Source organism: Microbulbifer maximicatervae (SeqCode), assembly GCF_056231245.1.
Genome location: NZ_CP174334.1, coordinates 1,750,512 through 1,768,072, shown reverse-complemented (window position 1 = coordinate 1,768,072; position 17,561 = coordinate 1,750,512). Strand labels below are relative to the sequence as shown.

Below are 17,561 nucleotides of genomic sequence, written 5' to 3'. Positions count from 1 at the left end.
TTAAAAAGCGATCCGACACATTCAGGAAATGGAGCCGCCATCGATGCACAAGAGCAAAGCTGGATTAACCCTGCTCCTCTTTATTCTTGTACTCAGCCTTTATAGTTGCAGTAAAAAGCCCGACGGAGATAAAAATACAAATTCAAACGCCCGACAGACAGAGGACGCCACTCCAGAAAAACAACGGCCGCTCACGGCGATGGCACCGGAGATAGAAGCGGAGCTGGAAGCCCAACGGGACAGCAATAAACGCATCGCTCGCAATGTCTATTTTGGCGATACACATGTCCATACTGGCTGGTCGGTAGATGCGGGGTTGGATGGCGCAATTCTTACTCCAGATGACGCCTATCGATTTGCCCTGGGAGAAACTGTTACCTCCAACAGCGGACTGAAAGCCAAGCTCAGCCGCCCTTACGACTGGTTCATGATCACCGATCATTCAGACGGTATGGGAGTTATCAGCGAGATCGTCGATGGCAATCCGGAAATGATGTCCAATGCCACCTTGAAAAAATGGCGCGAGGCATTAATTTCAGGCAGTGAAGAAGCGACCAATGAAGCAAAAAGTGAAGTCATCGTGCTTCAATCAGAAGGCAAACTGCCCGAGCAAGTAATGGACCCCAAATGGATGAAATCCGCCTGGGAAAAAACCGTTGAAGCCGCAGAGAAATATTACAAACCCGGAGAGTTTTCTACCTTTATCGCCTTTGAGTGGACAGTTAACGCCGATGGTGGCGACAACCTGCACCGCAATATTATTTTTCGTGATGGCGCAGACCGCACTAAGACCCTGCTCCCCCTAACCACCTTTGATACCGAAAACCCGGTAAAACTCTGGGAGTGGATGAAAGCCTACGAAGACAAAACCGGTGGCCGAATGCTCGCCATCCCCCACAACGGCAATATGTCTAATGGCCGTATGTTTATCGAGCGGCAGTTTGATGGCTCCGAACTCACTCCGGAGTGGGCACAAATGCGCGCCCGTTATGAACCCCTTTACGAGCTAGTACAGGTAAAGGGACAAAGTGAGTCCCACCCTGCCCTCTCCCCGGAAGATGAATTTGCCAACTGGGATCTGTGGGATAGAGGCAACCTGATCTTAAAGCCCAAGCCCCCCGGTGCCCTGCAATACGAGTACTGGAGGGAGGCACTGAAGTCTGGCCTTCGCCTGGAGGAGAAGCTGGGCACCAACCCTTTCGTGCTAGGCGCAAACGCAGCTACCGACACCCATACCGGGCTTTCGACACCGGACCAGGACAACTTCTTTGGCAAGTTCAAGACCCTGGAACCCAGCAACAAGGAGCGCTGGGCGTTTCCCCTGCTCAAGGGGGTTGGTGGAGAGTACTTCGGCTGGGAACAAGCTGCCTCAGGCGTTACGGGAGTCTGGGCCAACGAGAATACCCGGGAGGCAATATGGGATGCGATGTACCGCAAAGAGACTTTCGCCACCACAGGCCCCCGGATCTCAGTTCGCTTCTTTGGAGGCTATGACTATAACGATGGGGATATTCACGGTGATCTGGTCGCCAATGGCTATAAAAAAGGCGTACCAATGGGCGGGAAACTACCTCAAGCCAGTGAGGGACAGGTACCGACATTCCTTATCGCAGCACTGAAAGACCCTGAGGGCGCCAACCTGGACCGTATCCAAATCATCAAGGGTTGGCTGGATAGCAGCGGACTCACCCGGGAAAAGATCTTTAATGTGAAATGGTCTGGAAGCCGTAAGCTGGATACCGAGGGAAAACTATCCCCAGTTGGGACTACTGTGGATATGAAGACGGCGGAATACACCAACTCCATCGGCTCCCCTCAGCTAATCGCGGTATTCAAAGATCCCGACTTTAACCCCAAGGAAAGAGCCGTCTACTACCTGCGCGCCCTGGAGATACCCACACCCCGATGGACTCTATTTGACAAGGTACGCTTCGGTATTGAAATGGATGAAAAAGTACCCCTTACCCAGCAGGGGCGAGCATTCAGCTCGCCAATTTGGTATTCACCCTAGAGTTAAGGAGCCTCTGAATAACTCCGTGATACCTCTGGCTTTCAGAGCGGTTCACAATCAAGGCGCGGCTTCGCAGGAATGTCTAGACCTTTCAAGAAGTCGCAACGCGGAGTGTGAATCGCTCTGCAAGCCCCGAAGGGCGGGCCTTGAAGGCCGCACCTGCTGCGTTGCAGCTCTTGTAAAGGGCTACGGCCATTCGCGGCGAGCTGCGCCTAACATCTGCAGCCTTCAAGACTCGCAGAGGCATTACGGAGTTATTCAGAGGCTCCTTAAATAGCCCGTATATATACGCGATTCAATTACTTGATGGATATGGCTATCTGAACCTCATTTCCATCCACATACCGCTCAAAATCTGTGGTGAAAGCTCGCTGATGGGGGCAATCCTCCACAGCGAAATAACTCCAAACCTCGCCCCACAAATCAATGGCGACCTGAGGCATTTCCCCTTTGGCGGAAAACATTAGGTATTTGCCGGGCAGTATTTGAATCGACTTGAAATCCTCAGACATATCCCTCGACAACATATCTGAACATGCATACACATCAAAAAAGCCGGTATGGTCAGATTCGTAGTTGGAGTAAACACCAAATACCTTAGGGTTGCCCCTTAATTTGGGGGCAGCCTCTGCGCCGAAGCGTTCCCACATTGGCGTTATCTTTGCTGTTTTCGGGTCAGACTCATTGGCGTTCTTAGTGCGGGTATAAAAACCCACTAATTCCAGGCCTTCTAATTCTCTAACTTCCATTTCTGTGGACCAATTATTTAGTTATTCGTAGAGTGCCGAATACTATAACAGCTCTCCGGGAACTGGCCAGGCGCACACGGTCACAAGAAATCACAAGTACCTTTTCAAGCTGACTTTACGGATTTCTGCCTTACCTCTGAAGGGGGGTACCCATACATCGATTTATAAAGCTGGGTAAAATAAGATTGACTTGAGAATCCGCTCTCCAGAGCTATATCGACTAAACGCTTATTGGTAGTCTTCAACTGAATATCAGCATGTTGTAACCTACGTTCGTTAATCCAAGCCTTTGGTGACTCAGCTTTAAAGACTTGGCCAAACTTATTCTTGAATGATGTAAGACTCATCCCAATCTGTTTAGCATAATTTGCTACAGACCAGTGCTGAGTAGCATTTTCCTCCATAAATCGACGGAAACGCTCGTTCACCGGATTAACATGCCGAAGCAGCTCGTCAGCTAAGCGACAACCGCAAGCACCCTTTAGCTTTAAGAGAAGTAATTCTTCCAGCTTTAAATAATTCAAACTCTCATCATTTAACTTGCTAAATGCACTCAGTGAGTCCAGAGTAAAGCGTGTGAGATCACACTCTGGAAAAACAAAAGGCACACTTTTGGGGAGCGTTGTCACGCTGGATGCAAGGGCATTCTTTGCTTTAATCAGTACGCGAGTGTGTCGCTCATAAAATCGTGTCAGCATGACCGGGCTGATACTCGCACAGATGATTATTAGGTCTTCTCCCTCAGACAAATTATCAACTGTAACATGGCTCATTTCACCCGATAGCCAGATCTCCCCCGAAGCCATAGGGAATTCGCAAGCATCACTATTGATATCAGCAACACCTGAAATCACCATTGTCAGATTAAAATCTGAAGAAAACCCAATTGAAACATTTCCATTTGGTGAAACAAGTATCTTTTGAAACCGAAACAAGTCACCTAAATACTGACTTTCAAATAAGACATTTTGCCTTATGTGAGTGTCCAAATCCTTTTGGCGAGGGGCAATCATGGAATTCACCACTAAATTTACTTCTTCTGTATCTTTACGCTTCACCTGACTCAGCTGAAGCCAAGCTCCAATCACGACACTTTTGTTTCCACTGTGCTCAGGGAGCACTCATCAAGAGATCCGTGCACGGGGTGCGTGGTCACCAAGGGGGAGACAAAGCCGCTTTCGAGTTCAGCCATTAAAACCCACAATCGTTGAATTGAGCGTTTGAAGAATCATTTGAAAGGCGGATACAGCGAAACTATTTGCAGGACTAAAGTGCCAACCTCTTTAGGAAGGGCAACTTTATTAGCCAGGATAAGGGGAAGGTCTCATAAATTAACCTATAAACAGGAACATACAATCCTGCACTACTTAGCGGGCCCTTCCAAAATTCAATTATTCTTCATGCGCGACAAAGCAAGTAGACACCCCAATGCACCCTTTACATTTATTTACACTACCTTAAACGGAACAAGAGGAGTCTCTGAGAGTGAGGGATTGTGAGGTTTAAGCATCGCCTATTCTATTAGAAATAGTGTCACCATATGAAAATTACTGACTTAAAAACCCTAAGTATTCATTAGCAGCCCGGTGGTAATGAGAGACCTCAGGTATTTGGCAAAAGATATCTAAAACAGGCCCCATAACCATCTACTGGCTTTGTAAATTATGGAAAACCCAAACAATTTGCCTGATTAAGCCCCTCACTCTGGTGTAATCACCCAAAAACCGCTAGGTAATCACAAAGATACTGCCGGGTAATGCAGCTGTTAACTTAACTACCTTTAAACTTAATAAACATTTGATTTGTACCAGGTATGATTTTTTTCTAAAATGTGAGAAGATAGCTTTTAACAATATCCCTCGGCTCGTCATGACGGACTCTGCACCAAATAGGTGCCATGGAACCAAGTGGAATATTTATTGATAAATTGAGAGAAGTTTTATATATAAACTATGCAAGCGGATAAGGTCATACCCATACTTAACTTCTATTTTTCAATTATAGATTAGTATTTATTAAGATCTTTTCTGTTAACTCTTTAATTTGCCAGTATTAGTAATCAGCAAAACACCCTAAACCAATAAACTCTTAAGCCTTTGAGATTTATGTCAACTAGTTACTCTAAAGAATTAAATCGGCTTGCCCAACTTATGTGGGAGCAAGAAGCGGAGTTGGAGCTTAAGCCCCAGGAAGAGAAAGAAGCAGCCCCTGAAAAGTCCTCAGTCAACAACGCTCCTAATGACGTTTTTTGGGGCAAATGGAAAGGGCGATATATCGTGGTAATGCGCTATATATCGGGTAGAACAACCTCCAATGTTAAACTCCCCAATATATATGCCGATGAGGCCGATGCCCGCTCCGCCGCCCTCGATATCATTCGAAAATTTCCAGAAGCATCTATTCGCTATCTTTCAGCTAAAGAACTTGCTGTTTACCTCTAGCCAACCCTCGAGAGCTTTAGTTGTTGGTTTTTGAGTAGGGTGGCTGCACCGCAGAACCGCCCTCCCTCTTATTATTTTTATAGGTCACACTATCGGCGATTAATGCTTTGATATAAATTGACGAACTTCCTCCACAAATACATTGGAGGCAGGCTCACGCCCCAGGAGTAAGTGACCGTCGCTATTAAGACCAACAAATCGAGCGCCAGGTATAGCAGAAGCAATTTCACAGCCCGTCTGAACAGGGATACGCTGGTCCCCTAGTGAATGGATCACTAAAGTGGGCACATTAATTTCTTTGAGCTTGTCCCGCACATCAATACTGCCAAAAACCGATAGGAAGCGGACAGCATTTTCCGGCGAAGTAGTCAGCCGCTGAAACTCATTAAACCACTCTAATTCGCTGGCATTCGCGCTTGGCATAAATGTCGTGGAAAAAATCTGCCGATAAGCAGGGTTATCCTGCCCCCAGCCCGTCGCTGTCAGGGTCATTACTGCTTCACGCTCTTTTATCGTGGCCTCACTGGCACCTATTCGCCAACCTGCATGATAACCCCCAAACAAAATCAGCTGCCTAACTCGCTCCGGGTGTCTTACTGCATATTCAATAGATACTGCTGCTCCTTGCGATATACCTAGCAAGGTAAAGTTATCAACTTCACAGGCATCGACGACAGTCTCAAGGTCTGTAACAAACGACTCAAAAGAGATATTTTCAACCGCCCAATCCGAAAGGCCATTCCCACGCTCATCGTAACGAATAAACTGGTGGTCGACAGAAAGCTCCCGAAACAATGGACTCCATATGGGAGAGTCCCAGTCATACTCTAAATGACTCAACCAGTTTGCGGCTTTAACTATTGGAAGCCCCTCTCCCATCTTGGCATAGGCAATACGCACACCATCGCTGGCCGTACAAAACTCAACCTTCTGTTGAGTTAGCAGTTTACGCCCCGTAGCCAAATCATCACCGGACTCCTGAACTACCGACTCACCAAGCCTGCAGGGCGACCATGTAATACCTGCTTTGCGGAATCTGTCAGCAAGCCTTGTCCGTTCGAACTCCACTTCACTACTCAATCCCAATGAGCTCAACAAATGCAGTAACTGCGTTGCAGCGTTTGGGTTATAGGGCTCCAATGCCACCCAGCTGCGGGCCCAAGTTAACTGGTCCGGTATAGGAACGCCCGGGTGAGAGGACAAGCGGGACAGCACCCTCCCTTGCAATTGAACAATCTCTTGACGCTCAGACAGTAACCACCGCTGAAATAGTTCTTGATCGGGAAGATCGATCCCATCCAGGAAAGGCTCCTGCAGCTGTCGATGAATATCCTCCAGCTCTGCTGCGAGCACCCCAGGAGAATCAAGCTTGAGTGCTATTTGGGCAACATCAATACAAATGCCTTTCGTATCCAAGCTGACACGCTCTCTATCAGCAATGAGGCGCTCTATTTCTGGGTCGTTGACAATGGATCGAATTTTACTCAAAGACCAGCGCAGGGAGGCGCGAGGATCATCGGGCAGCTCCCAAAATATCTCACATAAGCGATCCCTCCTGTGAGGTCTAGCAGCCAACAGTAAGAAAGCCAAAAGTGCTCGAGTTTTTCTTGAAGGTGGTAGATTAACAGGGCTGCCATCACGGGAGACAAGCAAGTCGCCCAGCATTTGGATTGAGATTCCCATTGATAAGTTATTAACCCCTGAAATGTAAGGTACTAGCATTTCTCAGAGAAAGGCGCCGGTGATTTTCTCAAGGATAATTGTTAGCTGCAAACACCGTTCGCGAAAGATGTGAAACCCTCTGCCAAAAACGCTTATTCCAAGATAGACAGCAATGAGAATACCAACGGCGCAGTGAAGCTTAAATCTGGCCAAGAAAGCACACTCCATTGGGCTTCTTTAGGGGGTAGAGTGGAATCGAAGAATTAGTCTGGCTCGATAGTCTTATCAGGAGATTCTGAAAATGCCCCAAATGGACCCCAGTGAAGGGCTAGATACCCCCAATATATAATGGGCATCTACAAGAAGTAGAGCAAACATATTGAGGAGCCGGACAACCGTATCGGAAAGGAGTTAAAAACCCATTTTCAAAATCAAAACCATGTCAGTATGGGCCTTATAGCCTAGGCCAATATTTGGAGCTTTGACTCACAAAAGGCCCTTAGAAACTCATACTAAAACAAACTTACGGAAGGGTTATCAATAAAGAATCGTATGAGCCAAAAGTAGAAGGGAGAGCGACTTCGCCAGGCTTACAACCTGTGAACACCCCGCCCAACTACCTAAAACACTTTGCAAATGCGCAAGCGCTACCTTACAAGTCTCAACTATCTGTCACTGTGCACAAAGATATCAAATCCCAGAGCCCTTGAAGTTCTATACAATCTAGAATCACTGTGATAATGCTCATACCACTTTCTAAATTGTGCATATTTCAGAAACTTAAACTCACCCTTATTGGGGTCAAAAAAGTAGCTTACCTTATCCGCAGATGGCTCAATGCGAAATGCCATCGCATGCCCCCACCCAGTACCTGCAGTTCTCAACATACAGTGGATGGTATTAGACTGCTGCTTGAAGCAATCTTTGGATTCAAGAGCATCAAAAGACGCAGCAAACTGATCTTTCAACGAAGGACTTTTCTTCTTCTGTGCAATACCGCTACCCGCCTGCCCAATATTGCGAAACCCCTGAGATTCCAAATATTGTTTAGTCTCCTTAATCATCTCAAAAGATGTGCTAGGCCTACCCTCAGTTCCATTTGCAAACTTAAATCGATACATAGAGGCAAATCTCTGAGCGACCACGGCTATTTTTGTATCATCAATACTGCCACCGGTAGTTAACGCATCCTGAAGCCCCGACTGAAGGGCTTTACTGACCCAGCTAACTGACAGAGCCTCACAAATCCCACCCTTGGTATGCGGATGCTTTTTGGTAATTTTTGAATAGCTTCCCTGACTGAACTTCCAGGTTAACTGCCCACCGTAATTGGACGCACTTGCATCACTATTCAGTAAACTTGGCATTTTTTATCCTCACATCACAACCGAATATTCGGCTTTATTTATATTATCCGGGCTTTATGCAAGCAATGTGCAAATTTAGTGATTAATTATTATTAGAAAAAATATCACCCGAACATTTCCTTTAAAAACCACGACAAAATTCAAAGAATGCACCTCAACCGATCAACTCATCACAAGAAAGTGACAAACAAAACACTGAGGTATCACCCACCTTTAAGAGAACCTTAAAATTAAAACGCAGCTTAGCAATGACTATATTAGTTTGAATGGTCGAAAATATAACGTTTTCAACATGCTATATTTTTACAGACTACAAGTCCACGATAAGCGATCAATGTCGCCATCAGGCAAAACAACCACAAAATAATTACTGTTATTTAAAATTCACTATAGGCAACAAGGTATTTCGGTTTACTTAAGGGGCCTCTGAATAGAGACTGGTTTTAAATATACTTATCAGTACAGCAATTTGACTAAACACCCAGTTAATTTTAAATCAACACATTGATTTAATTACCCTCGGTAAACAGGCACCAATCCGTACCTTTCGCTACACCGCATAACGTACTCAAAAGAGACATAAACAAACGATCAGAAGTAAGAATCAATGAACTTGGATCAAAAAGGCTAAAGAGCCACTACATCGTGGCTCTTTTTTGTCTCGGAGGGATATTGCTACTGTTGTGCTCCATACACGCCAGGGGAAGTTTTAACCTAGGGCGGAAGGAGTAAATACTGGAAGCTCTGGAAGCAACATCAGTTACACGAGAGAATCTTAAGTATCCTGGCGAACCACTAAACTGCCAAAACCAATCAATAGGCCACCACTAAAACGCTGAACCCATCTTTGCATATTCTCACCAATGGAAGCCACTTTCCACTTCGACAACATAGTCGCAAGTGCCAGAAACCACAGGAATATTATTGATGCATGAAGTGAGACCAGCAGGAAAGCCTCATAGTAACTAGAGCTGCCAACTGAGATAAACTGCGGAAAGGCCGCGAGATAAAACATCGATACCTTGGGGTTAAGAATCTGGGTTAGAAAGCCCTCACCAAAATTTCGGTATGAGTTCCCAGGAGCTGCTGTAATTGGTGACAATTCATCCCCTGTATCCTTCACGGAAGATTTTGACAGCGTGGCTAATATCGTTTTCACACCCAAATAAACCAAGTAGGCAGCCCCAAGATATTTGATAATTGTATAAACCTCAGACGACTGCAATATAATCGCCGACAAGCCCAAAATTGAAATGGCACCATGGGCAAATGTTGCTGAAACCAGCCCAAAAATATTCTCTACTCCCGGCCTCAGCCCCCTACTAGCTACTGTTTTAAGAATCAGGACGCTGTTCGGCCCTGGTGAAATAACCAACAAAAGAGAGATTGCAGCAAATGCGAGGATTTCATTCATAACAATAAACACCTTAAAGAAAGCCAGTGGATAAGGGGTACATCTAAGGGGTATATCTAAGGAGGTCGCCGAGCCAAGGGTTGGCTCGGACTAAGGTCAATACAGGTAAGTTGCCGTACCGGTAGCAATCAATTCATCCGTGTCGTTAATCAACTCCATTCTCGTTACAACCAGCTTGTTACCGGTGCGCAGAATTGAGCCATGGCAAAGAAAGTGTTCTCCCCTGCCCGGCTTTAGGTAGTCAACACGCATGTCGACCGTACCCAGCTTTAATAGGCGGTCCACTTTTTCTTTCCAGTGCACATCTCCCAGATGCTGGTAGGCGGCGACCATTGCGGTCAAACCACCAACCGTATCCAGGGCGGTGGCAATTACGCCACCGTGCAGGATGTTCTTCCACACATTGCCGATCAACTGTGGGTTCAGTTCAAAGCCTGCGGAAAGTGTGAGCGCCTCCAGGTCCAGGTCGCGCATCTCAAGTCCAATTTGTTGATTAAAAGGAATCTGCTCAAAAAATTCCTTTACCAACGCCTGAAACTCACTGGGTGAGGGTTCTGTCATAGGCGGGCAACCCGGTTGAGCCCATCCAGCGCAGCACTGCGATATGCCTCTGCCATGGTGGGGTAGTTAAAGGTGGTATTAACGAAATAATCGATTGAATTATTCGGTGCTGGCTGTTTCATAATGGCCTGGCCAATATGCACAATCTCAGCTGCCTCTGCCCCAAAGCAGTGAATGCCCAGGATTTCGTGAGTCTCGATATGGAACAAAATCTTGAGCATGCCTACGCGCTCACCAGAAATCTGCGCCCGCGCAGTGTGCTTGAACAGTGCGCGGCCCACTTCGTAGGGTACTTTGGCTGCGGTTAGCTCTGATTCGGTTTTACCTACAGAGGAAATCTCTGGAAGGGTATAAATCCCGGTAGGCGCATCTTCAATTACTCGATGGCCACGGCCCGCAATCGCTGCTGCAACCGCACGCCCCTGGTCATAAGAGGCACTGGCAAGGCTCGGCCACCCAATCACATCACCTACCGCAAAGATATTTTCAATTTCGGTACAGTAGTGATCGTCAACGCTCAATTGTCCGCGATGGTTCGCTTCCAGGCCGACATTCTCCAGGCCGAGGGAGCTGGTGTTGCCAGTACGGCCATTACACCAGAGCAGTGCATCCGCATGAATACGTTTGCCAGACTGCATCTCCATAATTACGCCCTGCTCATTGGGCAGTACCCGCGCATACTCCTCCTGGTGGCGAACAGTCACGCCCATATCGCGCAGGTGATAGCTCAGTGCATCAGAAATCTCATCATCAAGAAATTCCAGCAGGCTGTTACGGGTATTAATCAAATCCACCTTAACGCCGAGGCCAGCGAAGATAGACGCGTATTCACAGCCGATAACACCAGCACCATAGATCATAATGGAGTGAGGGGTGTGCTGCATGTCCAGGATCATATCGCTGTCGTAGACCCGTTCGTGATCAAAGTCTACATCGGCGGGGCGATAAGGGCGTGAGCCAGTAGCAATAATAAATTTCTTCGCTGTAATAGTTTCCGCCGCACCATCGGGCATAAGCACCTCGACAGTATGTTCATCGCGGAACTTAGCTTCGCCGACGATCAGCTCAACCCGGTTGCGGGCATAAAATGAAGTGTGCATTTCCACCTGATAGGAAATGACTTTATTCACCGTCTGCATTACCTGGGGGAAAGTAAGGCGGCGGGGTTCACCCAATGCGCGAAAAACGCTCTGGGTGTTATAACGCATCAACTGTTTGACAGAGTGGCGCAGCGCCTTGGAGGGAATGGTACCTTTGTGAGTACAATTACCACCAACCACTTGGCGCTTTTCAATAACCGCAACGCGCATGCCCTTTTTTGCTGCGCTCATTGCGGCGGCCTCTCCAGCCGGGCCAGAACCAATTACTACCAGGTCAAACTTTTGCTCTGCCATTAAATGCTCTAATTCTATTTTCCAAACGGAGTCCACAGCGCGCTAACACCATTTACTCAATACTAAATATACGGTTATCGACACCACTTGTGCCAATGACATAAAACAACAAGCCCGTTGATCACGGGCTTGTTGGAGAAGGAAAGCTTACTTGCGTTTAGATGCGTCGTAAGCGAGATCTTCGGCAGTCATCTGCTGCTGTCTTTGCCTCTCCTGTTCCTTTTCACACTCATCGTCATCGCCACCACAGACTGTGCAATCCTGCTTCATGCCGATATTGTTGAGCCCGCCACAAGTTCCTTTTAACGGTTTGTTCTGAACCATGGCCCCGATCGCCATACCGGCAACAACGAGCAACATGGCCACAAAGGCAAATATGAAAATTGTCACTTCTCAGACCTCTCTACATAAGGTTTAAAGCCAGAGCTAGAACGCTCTTCGAAACCTGAATCAGTTTTCACCACCATAAAGACGGCTAGATTATCTCTTTCTGCCAGCGCCATGCCGGCATCAGCACCGAGGACATTGATCGCGGTAGCCAGACCATCGGCTTCAGCACAGGTTTCCGCAATAACGGTTACCGATGCCAACTTGTGCTTGATGGACCGCCCGGAGCGTGGGTCAATGCTATGGGAGTAACGAACACCATCCCTTTCGTAGTAGTTGCGATAGTCTCCACTAGTAGCTACTGCCTTCCCACTCACCGCAATTGGCTCCTGCACCATCTGCCCTGCCGCGCTGGGTACTTCAATGCCAATTACCCAGGTCTTACCCTTTGGATTCACACCCTTAGTTCGCAGTTCACCGCCAATCTCGACCAAGTAGTTTCGAATACCCAGGTCTTCCAATAGCTCGGCAACCCGATCAACGCCATGGCCCTTGGCAATCGCTGAAAGATCCACCTCAACGGGGCGGCTCTTGATAACAGTGTCTGGCTTACGGGTCAGGGTTAACGCATCGGAACCGACGACGGTTAGCAGATCGGCAATGTCTTTATCTGAGGGGATATGCTCCGGTTCGGGCTGGGGACCAAAACCCCACAAGTTGACCAGAGGGCCGACCGTCACCTCGAAAGCGCCCTCACTGCGGCGATAAATATCCAGGGACATTTCCAGTACATCTGCCAAGTGTTGGCTAACCGGGATCGCCTGCCCTACCGGGCTTTGGTTAAAGCGCATTAACTCAGAGTCGTCGATATAGGTCGACATCTCCTGGTTGACCTGCTGCAACTCATCGTCGATCAACTGCTGCAACTCACCCTGCTCCAGCCCAGAGGGCACCTGAACGACGGTGATGTGATAGCTGGTTCCCATGGTGCGGCCAGCCAACTGCCAGGACTCCGGCGAAGGAGCGCAAGCCGATAAAATTACAGCCGCCCAAAGCAAAAACAGGGCCGTAAAGACGGGCCCTGTTTTTGAGTTTGTCGGGCCTGTGATTGCTTTTAGCAAGCTAAGCCCTCCAATTATCCGCCGAAGTCATCCAGCAGGATATTTTCATCTTCTACACCCAAGTCCTTGAGCATATTGATGACTGCCGCGTTCATCATGGGCGGCCCACACATGTAGTACTCACAATCTTCCGGAGCCGGGTGGTCCTTCAGGTAGTTTTCATATACCACGTTGTGGATGAATCCGGTGTAACCCGTCCAATTGTCTTCCGGCTGTGGGTCGGACAGAGCCACATGCCACTGGAAGTTATCGAACTCGGAAGCCAGACCGTTGTAGTCATCTTCGTAGAACATCTCGCGCAGGGAGCGCGCACCGTACCAGAAGCTGATCTTACGGGTGGAATTCAGGCGCTTGAGCTGATCAAAGATGTGTGAACGCATTGGCGCCATACCGGCACCACCACCGATAAATACCATCTCGTTGTCAGTTTCCTTGGCGAAGAACTCACCAAAGGGACCGTACACCTTAATCTTGTCACCTGCCTTCAGGCTGAAAACGTAGGAAGACATCTGACCCGGCGGAATGCCCTCAGTACGGGGCGGCGGAGTCGCGATACGGATGTTGAACTTAACAACACCTTTCTCTTCCGGGTAGTTAGCCATGGAGTAAGCGCGAACCACAGGCTCGGTCACTTTGGACTCCAGCTTGAAGAAGCCAAAGTGCTCCCAGTCGCCACGGTACTGCTCTTCGACATCGAAGTCAGCAAACTTGACATGGTGAGCCGGAGCTTCCAGCTGTACGTAACCACCAGCGCGGAAGTCAACGTTTTCACCTTCGGGCAGACGCAGGGTCAGCTCCTTAATAAAGGTGGCCACGTTCGGGTTGGATTCCACAGTGCACTCCCACTGCTTAACACCAAACACCTCTTCCGGCACTTCGATTTCCATGTCTTGCTTAACCGCAACCTGACAGGAAAGACGCTTGCCTTCTTTTGCATCGCGCGGGGTAAAGTGAGCCGCTTCAGTCGGCAGCATATCGCCACCACCGGAATTCACCTTACAGATACACTGCGCACAGCTGCCGCCGCCACCACAGGCGGAGGCCAGGAACAGGTTGTTGGCAGCCAGGGTTTGCAGCAGCTTGCCGCCGGCCGGTACGGTGAGAGTCTTCTCACCGTTAACCAGGATGTTGACGTTGCCGGTGTTTACCAGGCGCGAGCGGGCCGCAAGGATCACCGCTACCAGCGCCAAAACGATGACGGTAAACATCGCTACGCCGAGGATAATTTCAATACTCATTCTATTGTTTTCCCCGCTTAGATATCGATGCCGCCGAAGGACATGAAGCCCAGGGACATCAGACCAACAGTTACGAAGGTGATACCCAGACCTTTCAGGCCATCCGGAACGTCACTGTACTTCAGCTTTTCACGAATACCGGCCAGAGCGGTAATCGCCAGTGCCCAGCCGAGGCCGGCACCGAAGCCATAGGCAACACTCTCGCCAAACGCGTACTCGCGCTCAACCATGAACAAGGAAGCACCCATGATGGCGCAGTTCACGGTAATCAGCGGCAGGAATACACCCAGCGCGTTGTAGAGAGCCGGTACATATTTATCCAGGAACATCTCCAGGATCTGTACCAGTGCCGCAATTACGCCGATGTAGGACAACAGGCCGAGGAAGCTCAGGTCCACGTCGGGGTAACCGGCCCAGGCCAGTGCACCGTCTTTCAGCAGGTAGGTGTAGATCAGGTTGTTCACAGGTACTGTCAGAGTCAGCACCACGATAACCGCAACACCCAGGCCAATAGCGGCCTCGATCTTCTTCGATACCGCCAGGAAGGTACACATACCGAGGAAGAAGGCCAGCGCCATGTTTTCAACGAAAACGGCGCGGATAATCAAAGAAATATAATGTTCCACGGATTAGGCCTCCTGCGCTTGGGAATTAGGCGCAATCTTGAACTCATCTTCTTCCACCTGTGCCGGTTTCCAGGCACGGATCGCCCAGATGAACAGGCCGATCAGGAAGAATGCACTCGGCGGCAACAGCAGCAGGCCGTTGGGGATATACCAACCACCGTTGCTCACGGTAGTCAGGATATCTACACCGAACAGTTTGCCGGCGCCGAAGAGTTCACGAACCACCGCGAGACCGATCAGGATCACACTGTATCCCAGACCGTTACCAAGACCGTCGAAGAAGCTGGGCAGCGGCGGGTTCTTCATAGCGAAGGCTTCCGCACGGCCCATTACGATACAGTTGGTAATGATCAGACCAACGAATACAGACAGCTGCTTGGAGATGTCGTAAGCCAGGGCCTTGATCAGCTGGTCCACCAGGATTACCAAAGAGGCAATCACGGTCATCTGTACAATGATACGGATGCTGTTCGGGATCTGTTTGCGGATCAGGGATACCGCAACGTTGGAACAGGCCACAACCGAGGTCAGTGCGATACACATTACCAGGGTAACCTGCAGCGAGCTGGTAACAGCCAGTGCAGAACAGATACCCAGGATCTGCAGCGCGATCGGGTTGTTGTTAAAAATCGGCTCTAGCAGAGTATCTTTAATTTTCATGCTTATGCCTCCCCTGCTTTCAGGTTTTTCAGGAAGGGACCATAACCCTGGTTACCCAACCAGAAGTTCACCAGGTTGCTAACGCCCTTACTGGTCAGAGTTGCACCAGACAGACCATCTACTTCGTGAATCGCGTCTGGGCTGTTGGGGTTAACCTGACCCTTGATCACTGCGATATCCACGTCGCCCTGGTTGTTGAAGACTTTCTTACCAATCCACTGGGCCTTCCAGTTGGGGTTGTCAACTTCACCACCCAGTCCCGGAGTTTCCTTGTGCTCGTAGAAGCCGAGGCCCGCTACGGTGTCGAGGTTGCTCTCCAGAGCGAGGAAGCCGTACAGGGTGCCCCACAGGCCATAACCGCGAATCGGCAGAATGATCTTGTCCAGCTTGCCGTCTTTCTCTACCAGGTATACCTCTTTGGTATTTTCCCGGCGGATAATTTTGGCAGTGTCCTCGTCAGCCGGCAGTTTTTCACTGTCAGACGGGATCTTGGCAGCAGCGCGACCGCTGCCACCAGCCGGAGCCTGATCGGTAAACTTACCGGTATTCAGGTCGACGTATTTGATTTTTACGTCGGCGAAGGCCTTTTCGACTTCCGCTTTATCAGCGTGAGAGTCTTTCAACAGACCGCCAGCCATCAGTACGTTGCGCTTCATGTCCAGCTCGGCATTCGCCTGCTGGGCAGGCTTCAGCATTACCGCAGCGGTGGATACCACTACGGAGCACACCAGGCACATTACCAGCGCGACAATCAGAGTACCGGTTACGGAATCTTTATTAGCCACGTGCCAACCTCCGTTTGATATTGGACTGCACCACAAAGTGGTCAAACAGCGGAGCGAACAGGTTGGCGAACAGGATCGCCAGCATCATGCCTTCCGGGAAGGCCGGGTTCACCACACGAATCAGGACAACCATCACCCCGATCAGGATGCCGTACCACCAGCGACCGGTGTTGGTCATCGCAGCGGATACAGGGTCCGTAGTCATAAAGATCAGACCGAAGGCAAAACCGCCCACTACCAGGTGCCAGTACCAGGGTACCTGGAACATCGGGTTGGTCTCGGAACCAATCATGTTAAACATGAAAGAGGTGGCCATCATACCCAGCAGGGTGCCAGCTACGATGCGCCAGCTGGCGATCTTCATACCCATCAGGATTACGCCGGCAATCAGGATAGCCAGGGTAGAAGTTTCACCAATGGAACCATGGATCTGACCGAAGAAAGCGTCGAACCAGGTTACCTGGCCAACAGCAGCATTGACGATACCGTTCTGGATACCTTCACTGGCCATAACAGACAGCGCGGTAGCACCGGTGTAACCGTCAACCGCAGTCCAAACCGCATCTCCAGACATTGCTGCCGGATAGGCAAAGAATACGAAGGCACGGCCGGTAAGAGCCGGGTTGAGGAAGTTCTTGCCGGTACCACCGAATACTTCCTTACCGATAACCACACCGAAGCTGATGCCCATAGCCACCATCCACAGAGGCAGATCCGGCGGACAGGTCAAGGCGAACAGGATGGAGGTTACAAAGAAGCCTTCGTTGACTTCGTGACCGCGCACCGCAGCAAACAGGACTTCCCAGATACCGCCCACAATAAAAGTGACCGCATAAATAGGCAGGAAGTACATAGCGCCGTAGACAAAGTTGTCCCACAGGCTAGCTGGGTTGTAGGAAGTCAGAGCGCCGATAATGGCGTGACGCCAGCCGGACAGATCCGGGTTGGTCATACCTTCCAGAATGGTGTTGGACTGGAAGCCGATATTCCACATACCGTAGAACGCCGGGATCATGGCACAAGCCCAAACAGTGATCATAATACGCTTCAGGTCGATACCGTCGCGCACGTGAGCAGTGGTTTTGGTCTTGTCTGCCGGCTGGAACAGACCGGTGTCAATCGCTTCAAACAGGGCGTAGAACTTTTCGAACTTACCGCCTTTGTGAAACTTGGGTTCGATCGAATCGAGGAATTTACGCAACATA

At 49.2% G+C, this 17,561-nt stretch carries 16 protein-coding genes; 2 read left to right on the top strand and 14 right to left on the bottom strand.

Going from position 1 to position 17,561, the window contains the following annotated elements; translation table 11 throughout:
• Window positions 1-43 precede the first annotated feature (43 nt).
• Entirely contained in the window at window positions 44-2,011 is a 1,968-nt protein-coding gene (locus ACJJIS_RS07655) for a DUF3604 domain-containing protein (RefSeq protein ID WP_475709901.1), read from the top strand.
• Window positions 2,012-2,310: 299 nt separating this feature from the next.
• Here the strand turns inward: ACJJIS_RS07655 and ACJJIS_RS07650 are convergent, their stop codons facing one another.
• Together ACJJIS_RS07650 and ACJJIS_RS07645 are read right to left on the bottom strand one after the other, a co-directional pair.
• A complete protein-coding gene (locus ACJJIS_RS07650; protein WP_475709900.1) occupies window positions 2,311-2,760 on the bottom strand; it encodes a GyrI-like domain-containing protein in 450 nt (149 codons plus the stop codon).
• A 104-nt stretch (window positions 2,761-2,864) separates the two neighbouring features.
• Complete coding sequence (locus ACJJIS_RS07645; RefSeq protein WP_475709899.1) at window positions 2,865-3,818, bottom strand: helix-turn-helix transcriptional regulator; 954 nt, start codon at window positions 3,816-3,818, stop codon at window positions 2,865-2,867.
• Between the two features lie 1,047 nt (window positions 3,819-4,865).
• Between ACJJIS_RS07645 and ACJJIS_RS07640 the strand changes: the two genes are divergently transcribed.
• On the top strand, window positions 4,866-5,201 hold the full coding sequence (locus ACJJIS_RS07640; RefSeq protein ID WP_413662424.1) for a hypothetical protein: 336 nt from the start codon (window positions 4,866-4,868) through the stop codon (window positions 5,199-5,201).
• Between the two features lie 99 nt (window positions 5,202-5,300).
• Here the strand turns inward: ACJJIS_RS07640 and ACJJIS_RS07635 are convergent, their stop codons facing one another.
• The 12 genes from ACJJIS_RS07635 to ACJJIS_RS07580 form a co-directional block, all read right to left on the bottom strand.
• Window positions 5,301-6,884 (bottom strand): bifunctional AfsR/SARP family transcriptional regulator/alpha/beta hydrolase, encoded by a 1,584-nt coding sequence (locus ACJJIS_RS07635; RefSeq protein ID WP_475709898.1) that lies wholly within the window; start codon window positions 6,882-6,884, stop codon window positions 5,301-5,303.
• Between the two features lie 644 nt (window positions 6,885-7,528).
• Window positions 7,529-8,230 carry a YopT-type cysteine protease domain-containing protein gene (locus ACJJIS_RS07630; RefSeq protein WP_444907936.1) on the bottom strand — a complete coding sequence of 234 codons (702 nt, stop codon included), beginning with the start codon at window positions 8,228-8,230 and terminating at the stop codon, window positions 7,529-7,531.
• Between the two features lie 775 nt (window positions 8,231-9,005).
• Window positions 9,006-9,644, bottom strand: a complete 639-nt coding sequence (locus ACJJIS_RS07625) for a LysE family translocator (protein WP_475709897.1) — start codon at window positions 9,642-9,644, stop codon at window positions 9,006-9,008.
• A gap of 96 nt (window positions 9,645-9,740) precedes the next feature.
• Window positions 9,741-10,205, bottom strand: a complete 465-nt coding sequence (locus ACJJIS_RS07620) for a thioesterase family protein (RefSeq protein WP_282932335.1) — start codon at window positions 10,203-10,205, stop codon at window positions 9,741-9,743.
• Window positions 10,202-11,599 (bottom strand): Si-specific NAD(P)(+) transhydrogenase, encoded by a 1,398-nt coding sequence (gene sthA / locus ACJJIS_RS07615; RefSeq protein WP_108733649.1) that lies wholly within the window; start codon window positions 11,597-11,599, stop codon window positions 10,202-10,204. The genes ACJJIS_RS07620 and sthA overlap by 4 nt, the downstream gene beginning before the upstream one ends.
• A 147-nt stretch (window positions 11,600-11,746) precedes the next feature.
• Window positions 11,747-11,989: a (Na+)-NQR maturation NqrM gene (gene nqrM / locus ACJJIS_RS07610; protein WP_282932334.1), complete on the bottom strand. Its 243-nt coding sequence runs from the start codon at window positions 11,987-11,989 to the stop codon at window positions 11,747-11,749.
• The gene (locus ACJJIS_RS07605) at window positions 11,986-13,047 is read right to left on the bottom strand and encodes an FAD:protein FMN transferase (RefSeq protein WP_475709896.1); all 1,062 of its coding nucleotides are present in this window, start codon (window positions 13,045-13,047) and stop codon (window positions 11,986-11,988) included. Before ACJJIS_RS07605 ends, nqrM begins: the two co-directional genes overlap by 4 nt.
• A 14-nt stretch (window positions 13,048-13,061) precedes the next feature.
• A complete protein-coding gene (gene nqrF / locus ACJJIS_RS07600) occupies window positions 13,062-14,285 on the bottom strand; it encodes an NADH:ubiquinone reductase (Na(+)-transporting) subunit F (protein WP_108733652.1) in 1,224 nt (407 codons plus the stop codon).
• A gap of 17 nt (window positions 14,286-14,302) precedes the next feature.
• Window positions 14,303-14,911, bottom strand: a complete 609-nt coding sequence (gene nqrE / locus ACJJIS_RS07595; protein WP_020413086.1) for an NADH:ubiquinone reductase (Na(+)-transporting) subunit E — start codon at window positions 14,909-14,911, stop codon at window positions 14,303-14,305.
• A 3-nt stretch (window positions 14,912-14,914) separates the two neighbouring features.
• Window positions 14,915-15,571: an NADH:ubiquinone reductase (Na(+)-transporting) subunit D gene (locus ACJJIS_RS07590; RefSeq protein ID WP_282932331.1), complete on the bottom strand. Its 657-nt coding sequence runs from the start codon at window positions 15,569-15,571 to the stop codon at window positions 14,915-14,917.
• Between the two features lie 2 nt (window positions 15,572-15,573).
• Entirely contained in the window at window positions 15,574-16,356 is a 783-nt protein-coding gene (locus ACJJIS_RS07585; protein WP_282932330.1) for a Na(+)-translocating NADH-quinone reductase subunit C, read from the bottom strand.
• Window positions 16,349-17,560 (bottom strand): NADH:ubiquinone reductase (Na(+)-transporting) subunit B, encoded by a 1,212-nt coding sequence (locus ACJJIS_RS07580; RefSeq protein WP_108733655.1) that lies wholly within the window; start codon window positions 17,558-17,560, stop codon window positions 16,349-16,351. Before ACJJIS_RS07580 ends, ACJJIS_RS07585 begins: the two co-directional genes overlap by 8 nt.
• Between the last annotated feature and the right edge of the window lies 1 nt (window position 17,561).

What these genes read in the sequence shown, in the direction of transcription:
- ACJJIS_RS07655 (WP_475709901.1), top strand. Translation starts at nt 44, where the DNA reads ATGCACAAGAGCAAAGCTGGATTAACCCTGCTCCTCTTTATTCTTGTA.
- ACJJIS_RS07650 (WP_475709900.1), bottom strand. Translation starts at nt 2,760, where the DNA reads ATGGAAGTTAGAGAATTAGAAGGCCTGGAATTAGTGGGTTTTTATACC.
- ACJJIS_RS07640 (WP_413662424.1), top strand. Translation starts at nt 4,866, where the DNA reads ATGTCAACTAGTTACTCTAAAGAATTAAATCGGCTTGCCCAACTTATG.
- ACJJIS_RS07635 (WP_475709898.1), bottom strand. Translation starts at nt 6,884, where the DNA reads ATGGGAATCTCAATCCAAATGCTGGGCGACTTGCTTGTCTCCCGTGAT.
- ACJJIS_RS07630 (WP_444907936.1), bottom strand. Translation starts at nt 8,230, where the DNA reads ATGCCAAGTTTACTGAATAGTGATGCAAGTGCGTCCAATTACGGTGGG.
- ACJJIS_RS07625 (WP_475709897.1), bottom strand. Translation starts at nt 9,644, where the DNA reads ATGAATGAAATCCTCGCATTTGCTGCAATCTCTCTTTTGTTGGTTATT.
- ACJJIS_RS07620 (WP_282932335.1), bottom strand. Translation starts at nt 10,205, where the DNA reads ATGACAGAACCCTCACCCAGTGAGTTTCAGGCGTTGGTAAAGGAATTT.
- sthA (WP_108733649.1), bottom strand. Translation starts at nt 11,599, where the DNA reads ATGGCAGAGCAAAAGTTTGACCTGGTAGTAATTGGTTCTGGCCCGGCT.
- nqrF (WP_108733652.1), bottom strand. Translation starts at nt 14,285, where the DNA reads ATGAGTATTGAAATTATCCTCGGCGTAGCGATGTTTACCGTCATCGTT.
- ACJJIS_RS07590 (WP_282932331.1), bottom strand. Translation starts at nt 15,571, where the DNA reads ATGAAAATTAAAGATACTCTGCTAGAGCCGATTTTTAACAACAACCCG.
- ACJJIS_RS07580 (WP_108733655.1), bottom strand. Translation starts at nt 17,560, where the DNA reads ATGTTGCGTAAATTCCTCGATTCGATCGAACCCAAGTTTCACAAAGGC.